Annotated in this window: 19 protein-coding genes; 11 read left to right on the top strand and 8 right to left on the bottom strand. The window is 68.6% G+C overall.

Annotation, left to right across the window (positions count from 1 at the left end):
• The first annotated feature begins 678 nt into the window (after positions 1-678).
• Positions 679-1,521: a response regulator transcription factor gene (locus MKK65_RS23340; RefSeq protein ID WP_058191576.1), complete on the top strand. Its 843-nt coding sequence runs from the start codon at positions 679-681 to the stop codon at positions 1,519-1,521.
• A gap of 116 nt (positions 1,522-1,637) precedes the next feature.
• Here the strand turns inward: MKK65_RS23340 and MKK65_RS23335 are convergent, their stop codons facing one another.
• Positions 1,638-2,990 carry a UDP-glucose dehydrogenase family protein gene (locus tag MKK65_RS23335; protein WP_243960392.1) on the bottom strand — a complete coding sequence of 451 codons (1,353 nt, stop codon included), beginning with the start codon at positions 2,988-2,990 and terminating at the stop codon, positions 1,638-1,640.
• 400 nt (positions 2,991-3,390) lie between these two features.
• On the opposite strand from MKK65_RS23335, the gene MKK65_RS23330 reads away from it, so the two are divergent.
• Together MKK65_RS23330 and MKK65_RS23325 are read left to right on the top strand one after the other, a co-directional pair.
• Positions 3,391-3,612: a DUF6894 family protein gene (locus tag MKK65_RS23330; protein ID WP_058191578.1), complete on the top strand. Its 222-nt coding sequence runs from the start codon at positions 3,391-3,393 to the stop codon at positions 3,610-3,612.
• 172 nt (positions 3,613-3,784) lie between these two features.
• Positions 3,785-4,012, top strand: a complete 228-nt coding sequence (locus MKK65_RS23325) for a hypothetical protein (RefSeq protein ID WP_243960391.1) — start codon at positions 3,785-3,787, stop codon at positions 4,010-4,012.
• 62 nt (positions 4,013-4,074) lie between these two features.
• On the opposite strand, the gene MKK65_RS23320 is transcribed toward MKK65_RS23325, so the two are convergent.
• Complete coding sequence (locus tag MKK65_RS23320) at positions 4,075-5,736, bottom strand: methyl-accepting chemotaxis protein (protein ID WP_409565488.1); 1,662 nt, start codon at positions 5,734-5,736, stop codon at positions 4,075-4,077.
• Positions 5,737-6,352: 616 nt separating this feature from the next.
• Here MKK65_RS23320 and MKK65_RS23315 point away from each other — a divergent pair.
• Both MKK65_RS23315 and MKK65_RS23310 read left to right on the top strand, forming a co-directional pair.
• Positions 6,353-6,616 carry a hypothetical protein gene (locus MKK65_RS23315; protein WP_243960390.1) on the top strand — a complete coding sequence of 88 codons (264 nt, stop codon included), beginning with the start codon at positions 6,353-6,355 and terminating at the stop codon, positions 6,614-6,616.
• Positions 6,617-6,790: 174 nt separating this feature from the next.
• On the top strand, positions 6,791-7,099 hold the full coding sequence (locus MKK65_RS23310; RefSeq protein ID WP_243960389.1) for a hypothetical protein: 309 nt from the start codon (positions 6,791-6,793) through the stop codon (positions 7,097-7,099).
• A 138-nt stretch (positions 7,100-7,237) separates the two neighbouring features.
• On the opposite strand, the gene MKK65_RS23305 is transcribed toward MKK65_RS23310, so the two are convergent.
• Complete coding sequence (locus tag MKK65_RS23305) at positions 7,238-8,260, bottom strand: glycosyltransferase family 2 protein (protein ID WP_243960388.1); 1,023 nt, start codon at positions 8,258-8,260, stop codon at positions 7,238-7,240.
• Between the two features lie 200 nt (positions 8,261-8,460).
• On the opposite strand from MKK65_RS23305, the gene MKK65_RS23300 reads away from it, so the two are divergent.
• Positions 8,461-9,297 (top strand): family 16 glycosylhydrolase, encoded by an 837-nt coding sequence (locus MKK65_RS23300; protein ID WP_243960387.1) that lies wholly within the window; start codon positions 8,461-8,463, stop codon positions 9,295-9,297.
• Positions 9,298-9,595: 298 nt separating this feature from the next.
• Here the strand turns inward: MKK65_RS23300 and MKK65_RS23295 are convergent, their stop codons facing one another.
• Positions 9,596-10,333 (bottom strand): sugar transferase, encoded by a 738-nt coding sequence (locus tag MKK65_RS23295; RefSeq protein WP_243960386.1) that lies wholly within the window; start codon positions 10,331-10,333, stop codon positions 9,596-9,598.
• Between the two features lie 202 nt (positions 10,334-10,535).
• On the opposite strand from MKK65_RS23295, the gene MKK65_RS23290 reads away from it, so the two are divergent.
• The 3 genes from MKK65_RS23290 to MKK65_RS23280 all read left to right on the top strand — a co-directional run bounded on the left by MKK65_RS23290 (position 10,536) and on the right by MKK65_RS23280 (position 13,570).
• Positions 10,536-10,688, top strand: a complete 153-nt coding sequence (locus MKK65_RS23290) for a hypothetical protein (protein WP_243960385.1) — start codon at positions 10,536-10,538, stop codon at positions 10,686-10,688.
• Positions 10,689-11,017: 329 nt separating this feature from the next.
• A complete protein-coding gene (locus tag MKK65_RS23285) occupies positions 11,018-12,097 on the top strand; it encodes an acyltransferase family protein (protein ID WP_243960384.1) in 1,080 nt (359 codons plus the stop codon).
• Between the two features lie 726 nt (positions 12,098-12,823).
• Positions 12,824-13,570, top strand: a complete 747-nt coding sequence (locus MKK65_RS23280) for a hypothetical protein (RefSeq protein ID WP_243960383.1) — start codon at positions 12,824-12,826, stop codon at positions 13,568-13,570.
• Here MKK65_RS23280 and MKK65_RS23275 read toward each other — a convergent pair.
• The gene (locus MKK65_RS23275; RefSeq protein WP_058191588.1) at positions 13,560-13,781 is read right to left on the bottom strand and encodes a DUF6894 family protein; all 222 of its coding nucleotides are present in this window, start codon (positions 13,779-13,781) and stop codon (positions 13,560-13,562) included. The genes MKK65_RS23280 and MKK65_RS23275 overlap by 11 nt on opposite strands.
• Positions 13,782-13,856: 75 nt before the next feature.
• On the bottom strand, positions 13,857-14,081 hold the full coding sequence (locus tag MKK65_RS23270; protein ID WP_243960382.1) for a hypothetical protein: 225 nt from the start codon (positions 14,079-14,081) through the stop codon (positions 13,857-13,859).
• Between the two features lie 125 nt (positions 14,082-14,206).
• On the opposite strand from MKK65_RS23270, the gene MKK65_RS23265 reads away from it, so the two are divergent.
• Positions 14,207-15,238, top strand: a complete 1,032-nt coding sequence (locus MKK65_RS23265; protein WP_243960381.1) for a glycosyltransferase family 2 protein — start codon at positions 14,207-14,209, stop codon at positions 15,236-15,238.
• 5 nt (positions 15,239-15,243) lie between these two features.
• Positions 15,244-16,176 (top strand): glycosyltransferase family 2 protein, encoded by a 933-nt coding sequence (locus MKK65_RS23260; RefSeq protein ID WP_243960380.1) that lies wholly within the window; start codon positions 15,244-15,246, stop codon positions 16,174-16,176.
• A gap of 4 nt (positions 16,177-16,180) precedes the next feature.
• Here the strand turns inward: MKK65_RS23260 and MKK65_RS31425 are convergent, their stop codons facing one another.
• Entirely contained in the window at positions 16,181-17,308 is a 1,128-nt protein-coding gene (locus MKK65_RS31425; protein ID WP_313902060.1) for a TonB-dependent receptor domain-containing protein, read from the bottom strand.
• Positions 17,305-18,327 carry a TonB-dependent receptor plug domain-containing protein gene (locus MKK65_RS31420; RefSeq protein WP_313902059.1) on the bottom strand — a complete coding sequence of 341 codons (1,023 nt, stop codon included), beginning with the start codon at positions 18,325-18,327 and terminating at the stop codon, positions 17,305-17,307. Before MKK65_RS31420 ends, MKK65_RS31425 begins: the two co-directional genes overlap by 4 nt.
• Positions 18,328-18,408: the final 81 nt, after the last annotated feature.

Raw genomic sequence — 18,408 nt, 5'->3', positions numbered from 1 at the left:
ATCCCGGACACCTTAGACGCCCGCCGACGAATCGCCCCCCATCGCCGCATCCGGCGCGGCTCTGATTCGCCCCCGAACGGGCCGTCATGTGGCCCGGATGCGTCGAGTCGCCTAAAAAAATCAGTCCCTATAGACCCGATAGTCGGCGAAACCTGATCTTTAGGCGCCTTATCGCTCAGGACCGGCACGCAGGCTAGAATCGGATCTGAACCGGCAAAATGGAACAGCACACACGGATTCCGATGACTGAATTCGTCACGCGAAACCGCCACTCCCATGGACGGAAACACCGGATTTGCGGGCTTGATATTACCGCCTGCCAAAACTTGAGGTCCGTCACTGCGATACCGGCGCAATGCCCAGCCGAACAGTCGCACACATGAAAAGACCTAGCGAATATCGGCCAAGATCTTTTCGAGACGTCGCGCCCGATTGAACGATCCCCTACGTACGTAGTCCGTGATTGAATTAACGTGCGTAGAAATTTAATCAAATAGGCGCTGACAGGGTATTTACAGCGCATTTTACGAAAGTTAGCATTATATCCGCGGTCATCGAGAACCTTTCCAGTAAGGCGCCGAGTCGACCGCAATTACCAGTGTCACGCCCAAGGCGCGGTCATTGGGTTCCCAAGTCACCGTCCGACAATGGGCTTCCTGCGAAAGGAGGTAACTTCTTATGGCCAGTCTTGGTACTCGAGACGAGCGCATCATCGTTGATCGGGACAGTCTCCAGACCCGTAGCGGCGTCTCGGGGGTGCAGGTCTCGGGGATGCAGGGCGGTGACGGTCCGGCCGTCATCGAGCGGCGGGACCCGACCCTGGCCCGCACGAACCGCATCGTGATCATCGATCGGCGGCAACTCGTCGGTCGATGCCTCGCGGCGTCCCTCCGGGAAGCCGACAAGGATACGGTGTTCGAGGTCTTCCCGGACATCGAGAGCTGGAAGCGCCAGACGCCGTTCGCGGCCGCCAACGTGGTCGTGCTGTGCCGGCCGGACGGCAACCTCTCGGAGGCCGCGTGGGCCGAGATCACCCGGGAGCTGGCGCTGCTGCAGGGCGAGGTCGACGCCCCGCCGGTGGCAGTGATCTCGGACGGGGAGAACCTCGACCAGATCGTGCGCATCATCAAGCTCGGGGTGAAGGGCTACATCCCGACCACGACCTCCGTCGACATCGCGCTGCAGGCGCTCCAGCTCGTTCAGGCGGGCGGCGTGTACATCCCGGCGGAATGCCTGTTCCCGCTGCTGGCCAGCATCAAGGTCGAGGAGCCGGTCGAGGCCGGCGAGGACGAGATCTTCTCCCCCCGCCAGCTCTGCGTCGCCCGGGCCCTGCGCAAGGGCACGCCCAACAAGATCATCGCCTACGAACTGAACATGTGCGAGAGCACCGTGAAGGTTCACGTCCGCAACATCATGAAGAAGTTGAAGGCGAAGAACCGGACCGAGGTCGCGTACCTGACCAACAAGTATTTTCTGCGCGAGGATTCGAGCCTCGCCACCGTGAAGGCTCCGGCGGCCTGAGCGACGCCTGACGCAGACCCGACGACACAGAGCCGTGCCCGATCGCGCCGCGATCCGGCACGGCTCTTTGTTTGGGCCTGCCCCGGCCGGCCGATCCGGCGACCGGGGCAGGCGTTTCAGCCGACGGCGCGGAGCGGCAGGACAATCTCCCGATCCGAAGCCGGCGCCTCGGCACGGCCGACGCTGCTATAGGAGAACCCGTGCTGCCGGGCCTCCTCGGGCCGGTAGACGTTGCGCAGGTCCACCAGGATCGGCGCCCGCATCGTGGCGCGCAGCCGCGCCAGGTCCAGCGCCCGGAAGGCGTTCCACTCGGTGACGATCACCAGGGCGTCCGCGCCCGCCGCGCACGCGTAGGCATCCTGCGCGAAGTCGACCCCGGGCAGGAGCGGCCGGGCCTGCTCCATCCCCTCCGGATCGTAGGCGCGGACCTGCGCGCCGGCATCCTGCAGGCCGGCGACGATCGCGAGCGCGGGCGCGTCGCGCATGTCGTCGGTGTTCGGCTTGAAGGTCAGGCCCAGCACCGCGATCGTCTTGCCCCGCACCCCGCCGCAGGCCCGGATCACCTTGCGGGCCATGCCGCGCTTCCTCTGGTCGTTGACCGCCACCACGGTCTCGACCAGCCGGAGCGGCGTCCCGGCATCCTGGGCGGTCTTGACGAGCGCCAGCGTGTCCTTCGGGAAGCACGAGCCGCCATAGCCCGGCCCGGCGTGGAGGAACTTGCCGCCGATCCGGTTGTCGAGCCCCATGCCGCGGGCGACCTGCTGGACGTCGGCGCCGACCTGCTCGCACAGGTCCGCGATCTCGTTGATGAAGGTGATCTTGGCGGCCAGGAACGCGTTGGCGGCGTATTTGGTCAGCTCGGCGGTGCGCCGGGACGTCACCAGGATCGGCGCGGCGTTCAGGTAGAGCGGCCGATACACCTCGCGCATCACCGCCTCGGCGCGGGCATCCTCTGTGCCGACCACGATGCGGTCGGGGCGCTTGAAATCGGAGATCGCCGCGCCCTCGCGCAGGAATTCCGGGTTCGACACCACGGCGAACGCGGCGTCCGGCCGGATCTCGCGGATGATGCGCTCGACCTCGTCACCGGTGCCCACCGGCACGGTCGACTTGGTCACCACCACGGTGAAGCGCGTCAGCGCCCGGGCGATGCTGCGGGCCGCCTGATGGACGTAGGACAGGTCGGCGAAACCGTCGCCCCGGCGGGACGGCGTGCCCACCGCGATGAACACCGCGTCCGCCTCCGCAACCGCGGCCTCCAGATCGACGACGAAGGAGAGCCGGCCCTGGCGGACGTTCTCGGCGACCAGCGCGTCGAGTTCGGGTTCGTAGATCGGGATCCGCCCGGCCTTCAGCGCGTCGATCCGGTCGCGATTGCTGTCGACGCACACGACCCTGTGGCCGAAATCGGCCAGGCACGCCCCCGAGACCAGCCCGACATAGCCCGACCCGACCATCGTGATGTTCATGCTTGCCGTGTCCTTGCCTCGTCGCACCGCGAACGTCCGGATGTCCCGCTCTACGGCGCGGCCATCGCGGCGGCACCTCAGGACTAAGGCGTAGGGGCGGTCGGCGGGACGGCGTACCCTGCCGCGATGATCCGGCCGGCCCCCCCCGCCCCCCCGAGGACCGCCAGCAGGCTGCCAGAGGGCCGCGAGGGGGCCGCGAGGGGGCCGCCACGAGACCGGGCGCGATACCTCGCTTGGCTTAGCCCCCGCAGATCCCGCGATGTTCGGGATACCTGCGCGAGATCAACCAGCCTAAAAGCTAAGTCTTTTTCTCTTCTTTAAGGGCTGGAAGCCGGGGTGTTTAGGCGGGCAAGATCGCAGGGCCAAACGCTCCGGGGGACTTTGGCTGGGGAGAGTCCATTTGGCCGCGCGCTTCTACTTCGAGCTAGCCAACGCCGAGATCACGTTCCACGACACGACCGGCGTCGAGGCCACCGACCTCGCGGAGGCCCTGTTCGAGGCGCGCAGCGTCATCGCCGAGATGGCCGACGCGATCGCCGAGGACCATCCGGGACCGCCCTGGACCCTGCTCGTGCGCGACGAGGCCGGCTGGCTGGTGGGACGCCTGCCCGTCCGGAAATGACCGGACCTGGGCTTTACCAATCGTTAACCATTCGTTCGGAGGATCGGGCCGCGCCGGAGCCTCGTCCGGGATGTCGGTTCGACGACGCGGCGCCGCGAGTTTGATGGGGCATCGCCGTTTCCCGAGAACCGGCGACCGCGTCTCGGGACGATGCGCGCAAGCAAGGGCAGACATGGCCATTTCGACCCCCGCGCCCTCCCAGGATCTGAGCACCGCGGCGCTGGCGGATGCCGCCGCCACCGACATGGCCGGCGCCGCCCAGGCCCTGGCCCGCGCCGGTGATCCCGAGACTGCCGAGGTGCTTCGCGTGATGGCCCGGCACAACCGGGTGCTGGCGCTCAAGCTCCGGGCGACGCAGGGCGCCGCACAGGACCGGATGGGCCTGGTCCGGATGTTCTGATTCGGGAACGCTGCGGGTCTCCCGGGCCCGCCCTCGCCCGGACGAACGCCACCCCAGCCCCGTCACGCAGCCCGCATGGTGGCGAGGAAGCGGCCGACCTCGGCGGAGAGCTGCTCGGACTGGCGCGACAGGCCGGTCGCCGCCGAGAGGACGTTGCTGGCCGCTTCGCCGGTCTGCTCGGCCGCCCCCGCGACCCCGACGATGTTGCCGGTCACCTCCTTTGTCCCGGCGGTGGCCTGGGCGATGTTGCGCACGATCTCCTGCGTCGCCGCCCCCTGCTGCTCCACCGCCGCGGCGATCGAGCTCGCCACCCCGTTGATCTCACGGATCCGGTTCGTGATCGTGCCGATCGCGCCCACCGCCTCGCCGGTCACGCCCTGGATCCGGCCGATCTGGCCCGCGATCTCCTCGGTCGCCTTGGCGGTCTGGCCGGCGAGTTCCTTGACCTCGGTGGCGACGACGGCGAAGCCCCGTCCCGCCTCGCCCGGACGTGCCGCCTCGATCGTGGCGTTGAGGGCCAGCAGGTTGGTCTGGCTGGCGATCGCCGAGATCATCTGCATCACGTCGCCGATCCGGCTGGCCGCCGCGCTCAGCTCGGCCACGAGGGCGGCGGTCTGGTCGGCCTCGCCGACCGCCTTCTGGGCCAGGTCGCTCGAACCCTGCACCTGCCGGCCGATCTCCCGGATGGAGCTGCCGAGCTCCTCGGTGGCGGCCGCGACCGTGGTGACGTTGACCGCAGCCTCTTCGGCCGCCGCCGCCACCGTGCCGGACTGGCTGCCGGCCTCCTGGGCGATATCGGTCATCGCCCGGGCGGTGGCCTGCAAGTCGGTCGCCGACGACGCGACCTGCTCGACGATGCCGGCGACCGCCTGCTCGAAGCTCTGGGCAAGGTCCAGCCGGGCCCGCCTGCGCGCGGCGGCGGCGGCGATGTCGGCGGCCCGCTTGCGCTCGGCCTCCTCGGCGGCGGTGCGGGCGACGCTCGCCTTGATGCCCTCGACGGCGCGCCCGACGGCGCCGATCTCGTCGCCGCGCTGCGCCTCCGCGATGGTGGCGTCGATCTCGCCCTTCGCCATGCGCTCCAGGACGGCGACGAGGCTCCCGAGCGGCCGCGTCACGCCGAACACGATGATGGCAGCCGAGAGGCTAAGGGCGGCGAGCAGGCCGGCCACCGCAGAACCGATCAGGACCAGCTTGGCTTGCTTGGCCGCGGCCTCGGTGGCGTTCTTGCCGTCGGCGAGCCGTGCATCGACCCGCCCCTCGTAGACCCGTGCGGTCTCTTCGAACCGCTTCGCGATCGGTTTACTGGTCTCCATGGCCAGCTGCGTCGCGGCACCGCGATCATCCCTGAGGGCGAGGGCATTGGACCTGTCCAGGACGTCATAATACGCGCGCGTGATCGCTCCGATCTCCAGCAGCAGATCCCGGACCTCCTTCTTCAAGGATCCCGCAGCCAGCGTCTGGATGTTGTCGGCCGTGCGTTTCACCGCCGCCTTGTACGTCGTCTCGAAATCCGAACGTTCGTTGGCCGGCCGGCCGATGAGGAGGTTGCGATTCATGAGGCCGGCCGTCTGGAAGTCCTGGCGCACCTCCGCGAACGCCTCCAGCCGCGCGACGTAATAATCCACCAGAACGTGATTCCGCTCGGTAATGTCGCCCAGTATATTGAGCGTATAGTATATCATGCCGACGCTTATGAGCGCCATGATCAGAAGCGGAACGGACATCTTGTAGGAGATTTTGTATCTTCCCAAGATACACATCTGCACAATCGCTCCCGCCCCTGATCACATCAGTTTAAAATCTCGATGACAAATTTATCAAGTTGCTTGACACAAACATTTGTTGCGAATCAGTATGTGTTCAGCACATGCAAAATCAATGGTTTTGGAAACTATGGAGCTTGGTGAATATGCCACTTGCGGATGAGCTACTGACAAAGACCGGAATTTATCGATGAACCATTCGGGGCGATGACACAGGACCGGAACGAAAATGCGTACCCTGCCCCCCGATCGGTCGACGGAGGCGCGTCATGTCCCAGGGACCGGTCACGGAGCCCCCAGCCCATTCGGCCGCATGCCGGCCGACGCCGTCAGCGATGGGCCGGCATGCGGCATGCGGCGTCGGACGGAGCGCGGGTTTCCCGGTCCGCGGGGTCGAATCAAGATCCATTCCGGCGCCGGGCCAAGCTCGTGGAAACTCAATAAAAATCACTATAGCGCGCATTTTTATTGATTGTTCGCGAGCAGACAGACTGATAGATTTGCAACTTAACGCTTGACAGGGAATCCACCTGCCGTGTCCTCCACAGAAAGCGAGACCAGCGAACGGAGCGCAAGTTTGGCCCTGGATATGGTCGGCCGCGCCTATCTCGCTTTGGCCCTCCTCTACGAGACGGCGCATCCGGGCGAGTTCGAAAGCGCCCAGCAGAAGATCCGAGCGTTCGTCGAGGACAATTTCCGCATCATTCAAGAGACCAGCGGCCGCGAAACACTGGCCGCCGGCACGGTCGAAGGTGCGGCCCACCTCGTGAACAGCGTGCTGGTCGAGGTCGAGGCCAAGATCGCCACGATGATCCGGCCGACGCGATACATGCGCGGCTGAACGCGGCCCGCGGATTGGTCTTGCCGACCGTGCGACTGTTGCCGTTGAGCCATGAGCTCGCAATAAATGTCGCGCCGCACTTCAGTGACGACAATTGACGTGAATGGAAGCGTCGACAGTGTTGATAAGGCATGTTACCCCCAGATAACGGGTGGAAACTAGTTTATCGGCGCTATGAAGAGCAGCGATGATTTCGGCCAGAGCTCACGCAGCGCAGATGTTGCGCTCGAGGTTTTGGTGCGCGCCTATCATGCCTTGGCAGTCGTCTATGAACTCTCGAGTCCCGGAGCCTACCTGGCACTTCATGGGAAGATGATGCCGTACCTGCTGGACAGCTTCCAGGATGGGGCGGCGGCGCAATCCGGCGACCCGCAAATCACCGAACTGTTCAGTGCCGCTCTGGAGCGGGTGCGCTGCGCCCTCGACGACGTCCAATGCGACGTGTCGGCGGTCCGGACGCGGAACGGCGAGCGCGATCACTGACGAACCCAGCCGGTCGCGCGCTGGGAGCGACGTCCCGAAAGGTGGCTGCCGGCTTTCGGGGTGCGGCCCATCGAACAGCGCGCGCGGCCCATCCCGGCGTCAGGGGCGAGCCCGATCGCGCCGCTCGCAGGAACGGCCCTAGCGCGCCGGCCGCAACAGCGGCCCCGGCCCGAGCAGGAGGCGTGGCGCCCCATCCCCCTCGGGCGCGCGGTCCGGGACGAGCCGCGCCAGCTTGGCCGCCAGGGTCTCGGACAGGATGTGCCGCCAGGCCCGGGGCGCGTGGAGCAGCTCGCGCAGGGCGGCCGCGTAGCCATGGGAGCGCCGGCGGTCGAGGACGCGCCGGTGCTGCCATTTCCGCATCGTGGCGTCGCGATGGGCCCGCAGGGCCTTGCGGGCGTCCGGCGCGAGCCCCGACTGGGCGATCATCGCGTCGTCGAAGGTGATGATCGCCCCCAGATCGTCGGTCCGGTGCTGGGCGCTCAGCGAATCCGCGCGCTCGATCGCGACGTAGCCGCAGGGTGCCGTCACGGCGAACACGGCGCCCGCCGCCAGGGCCTCGACATAGAGGGCGTAATCCTCGCCGAGCCGCAGCCGTTCGTCGTAGCGCAGGCCGTGGCGCTGCAGGAACGACCGGCGCATGATCGGCTTCAGGAACCCGAGTTCCCGCCGGTGCTCGCCCGCGCGTCCGATGTTGCCGGCGACGAAGGCCGCGAGCGAGAGCCGCAGCGGCTGGCCGGGCCCGGTCACGAGGCCGGCGACGGTGGCGGCGTTGCCCCGGACCAGGACGATGTCGTCGGCGATCAGGTCCCAGGAGCGAGGGGCGGCCAGGAGCCGGCCCAGGCGCCCATCCAAAAAATAATCGTCGGCGTCGAGGACGCAGAGGAGCCGCGCGGTCGCGACCGCCAGGGCGGCGTTGCGCGCGGCCGCCGGCCCGGCATTGCGCGTCAGCCGCAGCAGCTTCAGCCTGCCGGAGCCGTCGCCGGCGGCCTCGGCGACCGCGCTGGTCCGGTCCGTGGAGGCGTCGTCGACGACGATGACCTCCGCGACCTCCGGCTGCCGCAGGGCCGAGGCGACCGCGGTCGCGATGGTGGCCTCGGCGTTGCGCGCCGCGATGATGACGCAGACATCCGCTTCGTCGGGCTGGGCCTGGACGCTTCGCACCGGACAACTCCAAACGCCTTCGGCCGGCGGGGCCGGACGACCATTCCGCAGGCTAGGCAGCCCGCGCGCGAGACGCGAGATCGTCCAAAAGGAGGGTTCGGGCGCCGGGTCCGCTCGTCCGAAAGATCACGGCTCCGCCGACCGGTCGCGTCGATACTCCCGCCGGACTGCCCGAATGCGCTTCAGGCGAGGATGTGAGCATGACGAGACCGCGCCGCCCGATCCGCCGCGCCTGCCTGGCGGCGACCCTGCTGCTGCCGGCCCTGCCGGTCGCCGCCGGGGACGACGCCCCCAAACCCGCCGGCCCGGCCCCGGCCTTCCAGGGCGGCGGCTCCTTCGTCGAGACCTTCGCCAGCCTCGGCGACCGGCGCTGGTACGTGTCCGATGGCTGGGTCAACGGCGATCACCAGGGCTGCACGTGGTCGCACCAGCGCGTCCAGATCCCGACGCCGGGGGAACTGACCCTCAGTCTGACCGACAGCCCCTACAAGGACCGCGCCTTCAGCTGCGCCGAGATCCAGACCAAGGCGCGCTACGGCTACGGCACCTACGAGATCCGGATGCGCGTGGGCGCGGCCTCGGGTCTCGTCTCGGCGTTCTTCACCTATAACGGCCCGGAGGACGGCGACCGCAGCACCAACGACGAGATCGACTTCGAATTCCTGGGCAAGGACCCGAAGGGCGTCCAGCTCAACTACTTCACCGGCGGCGCCGGCGAGCACGAGACCGTCGAGAGCCTCGGCTTCGACGCCTCGACCACCATGGCCGATTACGCGCTGGAATGGCTGCCCGACCGCCTGCGCTGGTCGGTCAACGGCCGGCTGCTGCGCGAGGTGCGAGCCCGGCCCGACAAGCCGATCCCGTCGCATCCCGGCAAGATCATGCTCGCCATCTGGATCGGCCAGGGCCGGGACATCGAATCCTGGCTCGGGCCGGCGCGCTACCCGGGCCGGCCGATCGCCGCCACCTTCGAGCGCATCGCCTTCACCAAGCTGGGCGACCCGTGCGGCTTCAAGGGTTCGATCGCCTGCCGGTAGAGCGGTCCCCACCGGCTGGATCGGCTCCGCGGGCGCGCGCATCGCCGTGCGCGCCCGTCGCGCGTCCGCCCGAGGATGGCAGGACGGGGCGTGGTGCCGCAGGCCGCCCATTTGCGGAACGCTAACGAAGCGTTAACCATACCTCCGGCAGGCTGAGGCCCGCGGTCACTGCGGGGCCCCTACGATGTCCGGGTACAGTCTTCTCGTCGCACTCTATGCCGTCGGTTTCGTGGAGTTCTGGCGCCTGTGCGTGCTGGCCCCCGCGGCGCATGACGATCCGGCCTGACGGGCGCGGATTTCAGCGGCTGCCGCGCTGGCGCAGGACCGCCGGGAGGGTGCGCAGCAGGATCGCGAAATCCCGGCGCAGGCTCCAGCGGCTGGCATAATCCAGATCCAGCGCCACACGCTCGGCATAGGTGGTGTCCGAGCGCCCCGAGACCTGCCACAGCCCGGTCAGCCCCGGCGGGACCGAGAAGCAGGCCGCGAACGCCGCGCCGTAGCGGGCGACCTCGCCCTGCACGATCGGGCGCGGCCCGACCAGGCTCATCTCCCCGCGCAGCACGTTCCAGAGCTGGGGCAGCTCGTCCAGCGAGGTCTTGCGCAGAACCTGGCCGAGGCTCGTCACCCGGGGATCCCGGGTCAGCTTGTGCGTCGCCTCCCACTCGGCGCGGGCGTCCGGATGCGCCGCGAGATGCCCGGCCAGGATCGCGTCGCCGTCCGGAACCATCGAGCGGAATTTCAGGCATCCGAAGGGACGCCCGTGCCGGCCGAGCCGCATGTGCCGGAAGATCGGGGCGCGTCCGTCGCTGCCCCAGATCAGCAGGGCGATGAACAGCAGCAGCGGCAGCAGCAGACACAGGGCCGTCAACGCGACCGCGGTATCGAGTGCACGCTTCGTCGTCCAGCCGAGTCGGAGCCGGAATCGCACGGGGGATGCGACCGGCAATGTGTTGACCAACGCTTCGTTGATCGTCTCGACCATATGGTGCGGCGACGATGGGGTGATGGAGGTGGGGGTTCCAACCGGGCGCAGCATGGCGGCGGCTCCTCACTCGGTGCGAAAGGTGCAAGAGACAGTGCGCGATGTGATCGAAAGCGGGGATTCCATGCGGCCGGACAGGAAGCCGCCGGGACTGGACAAATATTGGGCACGTGAATGTCTAGAGATATTGGCACGTCCGGGGACTTGCGTGTTACAACTGCACATAGCCGGCCGAATCGCCAGTGGAGATAAGTAATTGCTGGTCCTACTGGTCTTCGCTGCCCTGATCGGCGGCGCGGTCGGCTTCGCGTTGGGCCTGCTGCAGGGCTGGCTGGCCGCGCTGCTGGCAGCCCAGGCCGGGGCCGCATGCGCCGTGGGCTTGGTCATCCTGCTCGGGATGCGCCGGTGAGCGTCGCGAATCGGTCGGACCGTACGGCCGGACATCGCGCAGCGACGCCCCGAGGCTGCCTGCGGCCGGGAGCGCCGCAGGATATCGCATCTTCCGCGGGCCGGCGTATGTGAGCGATGACCGTTCACATCAGTGTTCCACCCGGAATCGGACGGGCCATCGCGATCATACCCCACTTCGATATTGTTAAACAACCCTAAACGGGGCCTCGCCAATGCCGAATACAGCAATGCGGCAGATGTTCGAGCGGCCTTGCCTACGCCGATCGAGGTAGGCCGCCCTCGCACAGGGACGGCCTAGACAGCGGGATCGACGCGGACGAGGCGTGCATGAATCCGGCAGAGCGCCGTATCCTCGGGTTCGACGGCCTGCGGGCTGTGGCCTTCCTGATGGTCTTCGTGAGCCACAAGGTGCCGAGCCCGCGCACCGAGGCGGCCGGCAGCGCCGGGGTCTGGCTGTTCTTCGTGATGAGCGGCTTCCTGATCGTCCGCATCCTCGCGGCATCCCGCGCACGCATCGATGCCGGCGCGGCGACGCCGATGGACAGCCTGCGGGTGTTCTACCGGAACCGATTCGCCCGCATCGTGCCGGTCTATTACGTCTTCCTGTTCGTGCTCTACGCGACCCCGCTGGGCGGCCCGCTGCACCTCGGCGACGAAGCGTTCAAGCTCTCGACGTGGCTGTACGCGACGAATGTCTACATCGAGCGGCACGGCTGGGGGACGGAACTCGGGCACCTCTGGAGCTTGGCGGTCGAGCAGCAATTCTACCTGCTGTTCGCCCCGGCAGCCCTGTTCCTGCCGCGGCGCCATCTCGGGGCACTGTGCGGCGCGCTCGTCGGTGCCAGCGTACTGATGCATGTCGCCCTGTGGTCGACCGGCGCTTCGCGGGTGAGCTTGGACGTCGACACCCTGGCCAATCTCGGGCTGATCGCGCTCGGCGGCCTGGCCGGGCTGCGCGCGCCGCCCCTGCCGGGATGGCTCCGGAGCGATGCCGCGCTGGTCGCCGTGCTGGCCCTGTTCCTGACCCTGCCGCTCCTGGCCGGGGAGACCGGCCGATGGCTGCTCGTCGGGCGCCTGAGCGGGGGGCTCGCGGCGCTCTTGCTGCTGCAGATCGTTCAAGCCCCGGAAAGCCGCGTGGTGGCGCTCCTGGACAGCGTCTGGCTACGCCGGATCGGCGTGATCAGCTACGGCGCCTACCTGTTCCACGTGCCCCTGCACGCGGACCACGTACTGTCGGCGCTCGGGCTGCCACTCGCCGCGCCGCGCTCCGTCACCCTGGGGCTCGATCTGGCGCTGACCCTGCTGCTGGCGGAGGCCTCGTGGCGGCTCCTCGAATCCCCGGCCCGCCGGATCCTGCGGGCCCCGACGCGGACGGTTCGGCGCCCCGCGCTGATCACGCCGCTGTAGAGGTCAGGGTTCCGACAGGTCCGTGACCATTTGCGGGTGCAGGCAGCGCCCTGCCTCACCGAAGCACCGTCCCGATCCCCCCGCAGGCGCGGCCGTGTCCGGTGAGAGCCGACCGCGGCCGCGCCACCACAAGGACCGGCATCGGATTTCGGATCCGGATTCGGCGGCCCCTCCATGGGGCAGCCGGCGATGGCCGAACGACCCCGGTCCGCCCAAGTGGATAAATAATGTTTCCTGCCGAAACCGGAAGATGCGCAGCAAAATCCGGAAATACTACAGATACGCCAGGATAAACCCACGGCCAGACCCGAATTTTACCCCGGATACATCTTGCCTTGACTCGAAAATGCTTCACGGTCTTTATAACAGGCAGCGAGGTGAGGAGCCGCAAAGCGGCTCGTCCTGGATCATGATGATCCTGCGCGCGACTTTGGCACAACATTTCCCGTCCGCGATCCCGTCCGGGTGGGCCTCACCCAGCGCAAGCCTCCGAGGGGCACACCGGGCGTCGCAGCGGCTCCCTCGTGGATGCTGACGCGGGCGCATCGAAGCGCGGGGGGATCACAACCTCGCGCGGGCTTCGAGCCTCAGGTGCCCTCGATCATGCCGCGCGCCATCGGCTGGGCGGATCGCCGCGTCCGATGACCGCCCACAGGTCTTTCATCGCGCATGGCGCGCAGCATCCGTGCCCGCGCGGCCGGAGCGGAACGGTTCGGAGGCGAAGCGATGAACCTCGTCGGGTCTGCACCGTCCCCTCAAGCCAACACGCTGATGCTGTTGCAGATCGACACGTCCCTGAAGGCCCGCTCGGCACAGGAGGACGCCGAGACCGATCCGGTCTCGCTGGCAGCCGCGACAGCGCTCCAGGTGCTGGATCCGCGATCCGCCCCGACCCTGTCGACGCGGACCAGCGATGCGATCCTGTCTCTGGCTCACAAGATCCCCCACGGCCGGAACAACATCTACATGCTCGGGGGAATCGACGAGAGCGCGATGCTCACGGACGAGGCCTTCGCCAAGACGCTGGCGGCCACGCCTGCGCGCTACATGGAGGCCATGAAGGGCTTCGGAGCGGCCCGCTGGGTCTGGCGTCCCGAAATCCACCGCTCGGGCGCCGATTTCTTCGCGGCCCTGTCCAGGGCCATTCCGCGCGACTTCAAGGACCCCAATTCGATGGCGAACGCACTGTTCGTGAACAAGTCCGCCAAGATCGTGCGCGCCATTGACATTCCGGCCGCCAAGATGGTGTCCGGATATTACGACATGTACAACGATAAGAACGAGTACATCGGAACAGTTCGGCGACGGGAATGCGACCCCGCCTATCTCGGGGCGCTCGAGGCCGGCAACCCCGACCTGCGGATCGCGCCCATCTATTTCGGCAACGATGCCGTCTTGGTCATCTGGGCGGACGCACTCGTCCGGCGGACCAATCCTGATGCGCTCAGGCGCCTGAAATTGCCTACCGCCTGATCGGCAACCGCGCCAGCAGGGTCCCGGTCGCGTCCCGCACCACCAGCGTCCAGGCGGTACCGAGAGCGTCGGCACAGACCTCGCCCGCCATCTCCTGAATGACGCTGCGCGCCTCGGCCAGAACCTCGGCGAGATCCGCCGCCTCCACGCCCTCGCGGTCGCGGATCGTCTCCGTGCCGTTCTCGACATCGAAATAGAACCGGATAGGCACCGAGATCCCCCGTGATTGATGCCCTCGGAGGGCCGTCCGTTCGTGGCTGCGCGGCCCGGCTGCGCCCGACAGCAATCATCTGGAGACATAAAGTTTAACAAATATCAAAGCTGATTTCGCCAGCCGCGTGGCAATAATGTCTGATTTTTTCATGCATAGCACAATATAGGTATCGATCATTGTCCATTTGATCATGGCGGCCGGGCGGAATGCGGTATCGTCCCTTCCCGCGGGCAGGCCGGCAGCCCGCCGGCGTAATGGGCGGCCGAAAAAATCCGGCCCGCCCCGGGTCTCGGCCATCCCCCGCAATGAGACGGTACGACCACGCCCCTACGCCCTTTGAGCGTCGTGCGCCGAGGCGGCTTCGCGGCATGCTCGGCTTCGGCGCCCCGTTGGATTCTCGGGGGCGGCAAGCAGGACCAGTGATGGCGAAGCAGATCGTGGCCGATGCGCGGGATGCGCCCGTGGACGTCTCGTTCCTCATGGCCGCCCACAATGCGGCCCTCTGGATCGAGACGGCGATCCGCTCGGCCCTCGACCAGGCCGGCGTCGCGGTCGAGATCCTGGTGGTGGACGACGGCTCGGTGGATGGCACCGCGTCCGTGCTGGCGCGGCTGGCGGCGGACGACCCGCGCATCCGCCGGATCCCCCTCAACGGGGCGCAGCCCGGCGCGCCGCGCGGGCCCTCGGCCGCCCGGAACGCCGCCCTCGGGGCCGCCCGGGGCCGGTGGCTGGCGATCCTCGACGCGGATGACCTGATCGTCCCGGACCGGACCCGGACCCTGCTGGATCTCGCCGCGGCCACGGATGCCGACCTCATCGCCGACAACCCGATCCCGTTCGCGGGTGGCTTCGATCCGCGCGGCGCCGGCATGCTGGAACGCGGCCGGGAGCCCTACCTGTTCACGGTCGCGCTCGCGCCGTACCTCACCAGCAACCGGATGCTCACCCCGGGGGTGAAGCTCGGCTATCTCAAGCCGATGCTGCGCGCCGATCTCGTGCGCCGGCACGGCCTGCGCTACGACGCCGATGTCCGGATCGGCGAGGACTTTTTATTTTGCGTGGCCGCGCTGGCGGCGGGGGCGCGCTTCGTCGTCAGTTCTTACGCCGGCTACGGCTACCGGCGGGGGGCATCCTCGCTGTCCCACCGGCTGCGCCTGCCCGACATCCAGCGCCTCGACGCGGCCTTCGCGGCCTGGGCGCGACACGGGGCGCGATCCGCCGAGGACCGGCGGGCCGCCCACGCCTATCGCGACAGCCTCGCCACCGCGCAGATCATCGCCCGGGTGATCGACGCCGCGCAGGGCGGCCGGTGGCTCCGGGGCGCCGGGCTGGCGCTCGCCCGGCCCCGGGCCTGGCGGTTCCTGACCCGGTCGCTGATGGAGGCGGCGGGCAAGCGCCTCGGCTCAGGCCCGCGCCCCGCGATGCCGGATGCGCCGCCCGTCGGACAGAGGTGAACCGCATGCGCCTGTGCATCTGCATCTGCACCTGCGAGCGCCCGGCGGGGCTCGCGCAGCTTCTCAAGGCCATCGACCGGCAGAGGCTCGGCAGCCTCGCCGATTCCGCCCTGAGGATTCTGGTGGTCGACAACGGGCGCAGCGATGCCGCGATCCCGGTGGTGGAGGCCTACCGGATCGAGGGCCGCTTCCCGATCACCTATGCGCGGGAGCCGGTCCGGGGTCTGGCGGCGGTGCGCAACCGCAGCCTCGATGCCGCCGCCACGCTCGGCGCCGACTGGATCGCCCTGATCGACGACGACGAGGTCCCGGACCCGGACTGGCTGCGCGGCCTGCGCGACACCGCCCGGCGGACCGGCGCCCCGGCCTGCGTCGGCCCGGTGGTGCCGCTCTTCGACCGGCCTCCACCGGCCTGGGCGGTGGCCGGCGGCTTCTTCGCCAAGACCCTGCCGGTCCGCAACGGGCTGGTGGCGGATGCCTACACGGCCAACGCCCTCGTGGACCTGCGGGTGGTGCGGGCGCTCGGCCTGTCCTTCGACATGCGCTTCAACACGATGGGCGGCGAGGACACGTTCTTCTTCCACGCCCTGCTGCGCGCCGGGCACAGGATCGCCTGGGCGCCCGACGCGATCGTGTACGACAGCATCCCGGCCCACCGGATGCGGGTCCGCTGGCTGCTCGCCCGCTGGTATCGCAGCGGCAGCGTCGAGGCCTATCTCGGGCGCCTCCGGCCGGAGACGGTGAGCGGGCGGCTCACCAACGCCGCCCGGGGCCTCGCCCGCCTCGGCGGCGGCCTGGCGCGCCTCGGGATCGCCGGACTGTCGCTCCGGCCCGCCACCCTCATCGGCGGCGGCTACACCCTGTGCCGCGGCGCCGGCCTGCTCGCCGCCGTCCTCGGCCTGAGCTACCGGGAATACCACCCGTCCCGGCACCGGTAGGGTCTCACCGCGTCGCGAACTTGATGCTGAGCGCCGCCTTGGCGACGAGGCCGGGACTGGCCAGCGCGTCGAGATATTGCCGATAGCGCTTGTCAAAGGCGTTCTGGACGACGAACTCGGCTTTGACCCGGTCATCGAAGTCGTAGGACGCGAAGAGATCCACGAGACCGTAGGCTTTCGTCGCCCGATCCTTCGCGCCGCGGGGCAGGTCCGTCCGCGCATCCACGAGGTTCAGACGCGTGCCCAGCTCAAGGTGGTCGCCAAGGAACCGGAAGCCCAGGGTCGTGCTGATCCGGTCCGGCGGCACCGAGAGCAGGGTCTCGCGGGTGGCCCGGTCGCGGCCGTCGGTGTGTGTGGCGGCCAGCGTCACGAAGCCCCCGCCCCAGTCGTAGGTGCCCTCCAGCTCGACGCCCGACAGGTCGGCCTGGGCGAGGTTGCGGTACCGGTACGACTGGACCGGGATCACGCAGGGGAAGCGCCCGGGCCGCGCCGCGCAGATCGAGGCCGGAATGCCCGGGATCGCCGGGACGTAGTAGGTCGGCCCGACGCCCTTCATGTCGATGAAGTTGTCGACCGCGTTGTCGAACACGGCGAGCTTAGCGCGCACCGCGTCGCCCGGGATCAGCACGGCGTCGTAGCGCAGGTTGATGCCGCCCTCGACAGTGTGGGCCACCTCGGGCCGGAGCGCCGGGTTCGGCAGGATCGTGAAGGCCGGGAACGGGTGGATGCCCTGCACCAGGGTCTCGGTGATCGTGGGCGCCCGATAACCCTCGGCATAGGTGCCGTAGAACTCGATCCCCGTGACCGGCGAGATTCCGAGGGTGATCTTGGCCGAGATCCGGTCGCCGCCGGAATGGTAGGCGCCGCCGTCCAGCGCATAGGTGTCGTAGCGCAGGGCGCCGATCACCCGCAGCCAGGGCGCGTACCTCACCTCGTCCTGCACGAAGGCGCCGGCCAGTTCGCGCCGCCCCGAGGGCGTGAAGGCCGCGCCGAACCCGCCGGCTTGGTCGCTGGTCCGGACCCGGTTCTCGACGAAGTCGCCGCCGAAGGTGACGGCGTGGGCGAGCGGACCGGTCTCGAAGCGGGCGGTGTCGTGGGCGTCGAAGCCGGAGGTGTCGATCGTGTAGGTCAACCGGTCCCCCCCTTCGTGCCGAGGCGGCCGTAGGTGCCCCGGGGCGAATCCGCCAAGAAGGTCAGGGCGTTGCGTGTGGTCGTGGTGTAGCCGTTGAGGCTGAGGTCGACGAGCGGCACGTCCGGCCGGGCGAAGCGGTAGCCGAGGCTGTAGGTGTCGGCCTGCACGGCGTTGGCGAAGCGCGCACCCGCGCCGCTGCTGCCGGCATTGGCGAAGTCGAAGCGCTGCAGCAGCGCCGTGCCGCGGATCTCATGGCCGTCCGCCGGCCGCACGGAGAGCTTGGCCAGCCCCGAGGTCAGCGCGTTGCCGGTGTCGCGCACGAGGGTGCCGAAGCCGTCGCGATAGGGATCGTTGGTGCGGTAGGTGAACTGACCGAACAGGTCGGCGGCCTGGCCGATCCGGGCGCCGAGCGCCGAGGTGTTCAGGAACGTCTGGCCGTTGGTCCCGAAACCCTGCTTCTGCACGAAGCCGGCCGTCTCGTCGGGGGCGAGGATGTCGTCGATCGAGCGGGTCCGGAAGGCGACGACGCCGCCGATGGCGCCCGAGCCGTAGATCGTCGCGGTCGGGCCCCGGGTGATGTCGACGCCGCCGACCAGCTCCGGATCGAGGTAGAACACGCCGTTGGCGTTGTGGCCCGAGGTCTGGAAGTCCTGACGGGCACCGTCGATCAGCACGTTGACCCGGCCGAAATCCTGCAGGCCGCGGATGTTGATCGCCTGGGCCGGGTTGGTCTGGCTCTCCTGGGTGATCACGCCCGGCACGTCGCGCAGGATGGTGGAGAGCCGGCTCGGCTGCACCCGCTGGATCTGCGCCTGCGTGACCACGCTGGTCCCGGACAGTGCGTCGATCGCGGGCCCGGCGGTCTTCGTGGCGGTCACCGACACGGAGTCGAGGCTGATCTCGGACTCGGGCTGCGGGCGCCCGGCCGGCGGCGCGGCGGCCGGCTGCGCCTGCGCGGCGGTGAGGGCCAGGAGCGAGACGCCAAGCGCGAACAGCGCGCGGCGGGAAGAATAAGACATGACACGATCCGCGAGGGCACAGTCGAATGGGGCGCTGGCTGGCGGATGGCTGGCTTGCGGTCAGATCTCTTGGGCGCATGC

Origin of the sequence: Methylobacterium sp. J-001, assembly GCF_022829565.1 — a bacterium.
GTDB lineage: Bacteria > Pseudomonadota > Alphaproteobacteria > Rhizobiales > Beijerinckiaceae > Methylobacterium.
This window is presented reverse-complemented; position numbering and strand designations above follow the sequence as displayed.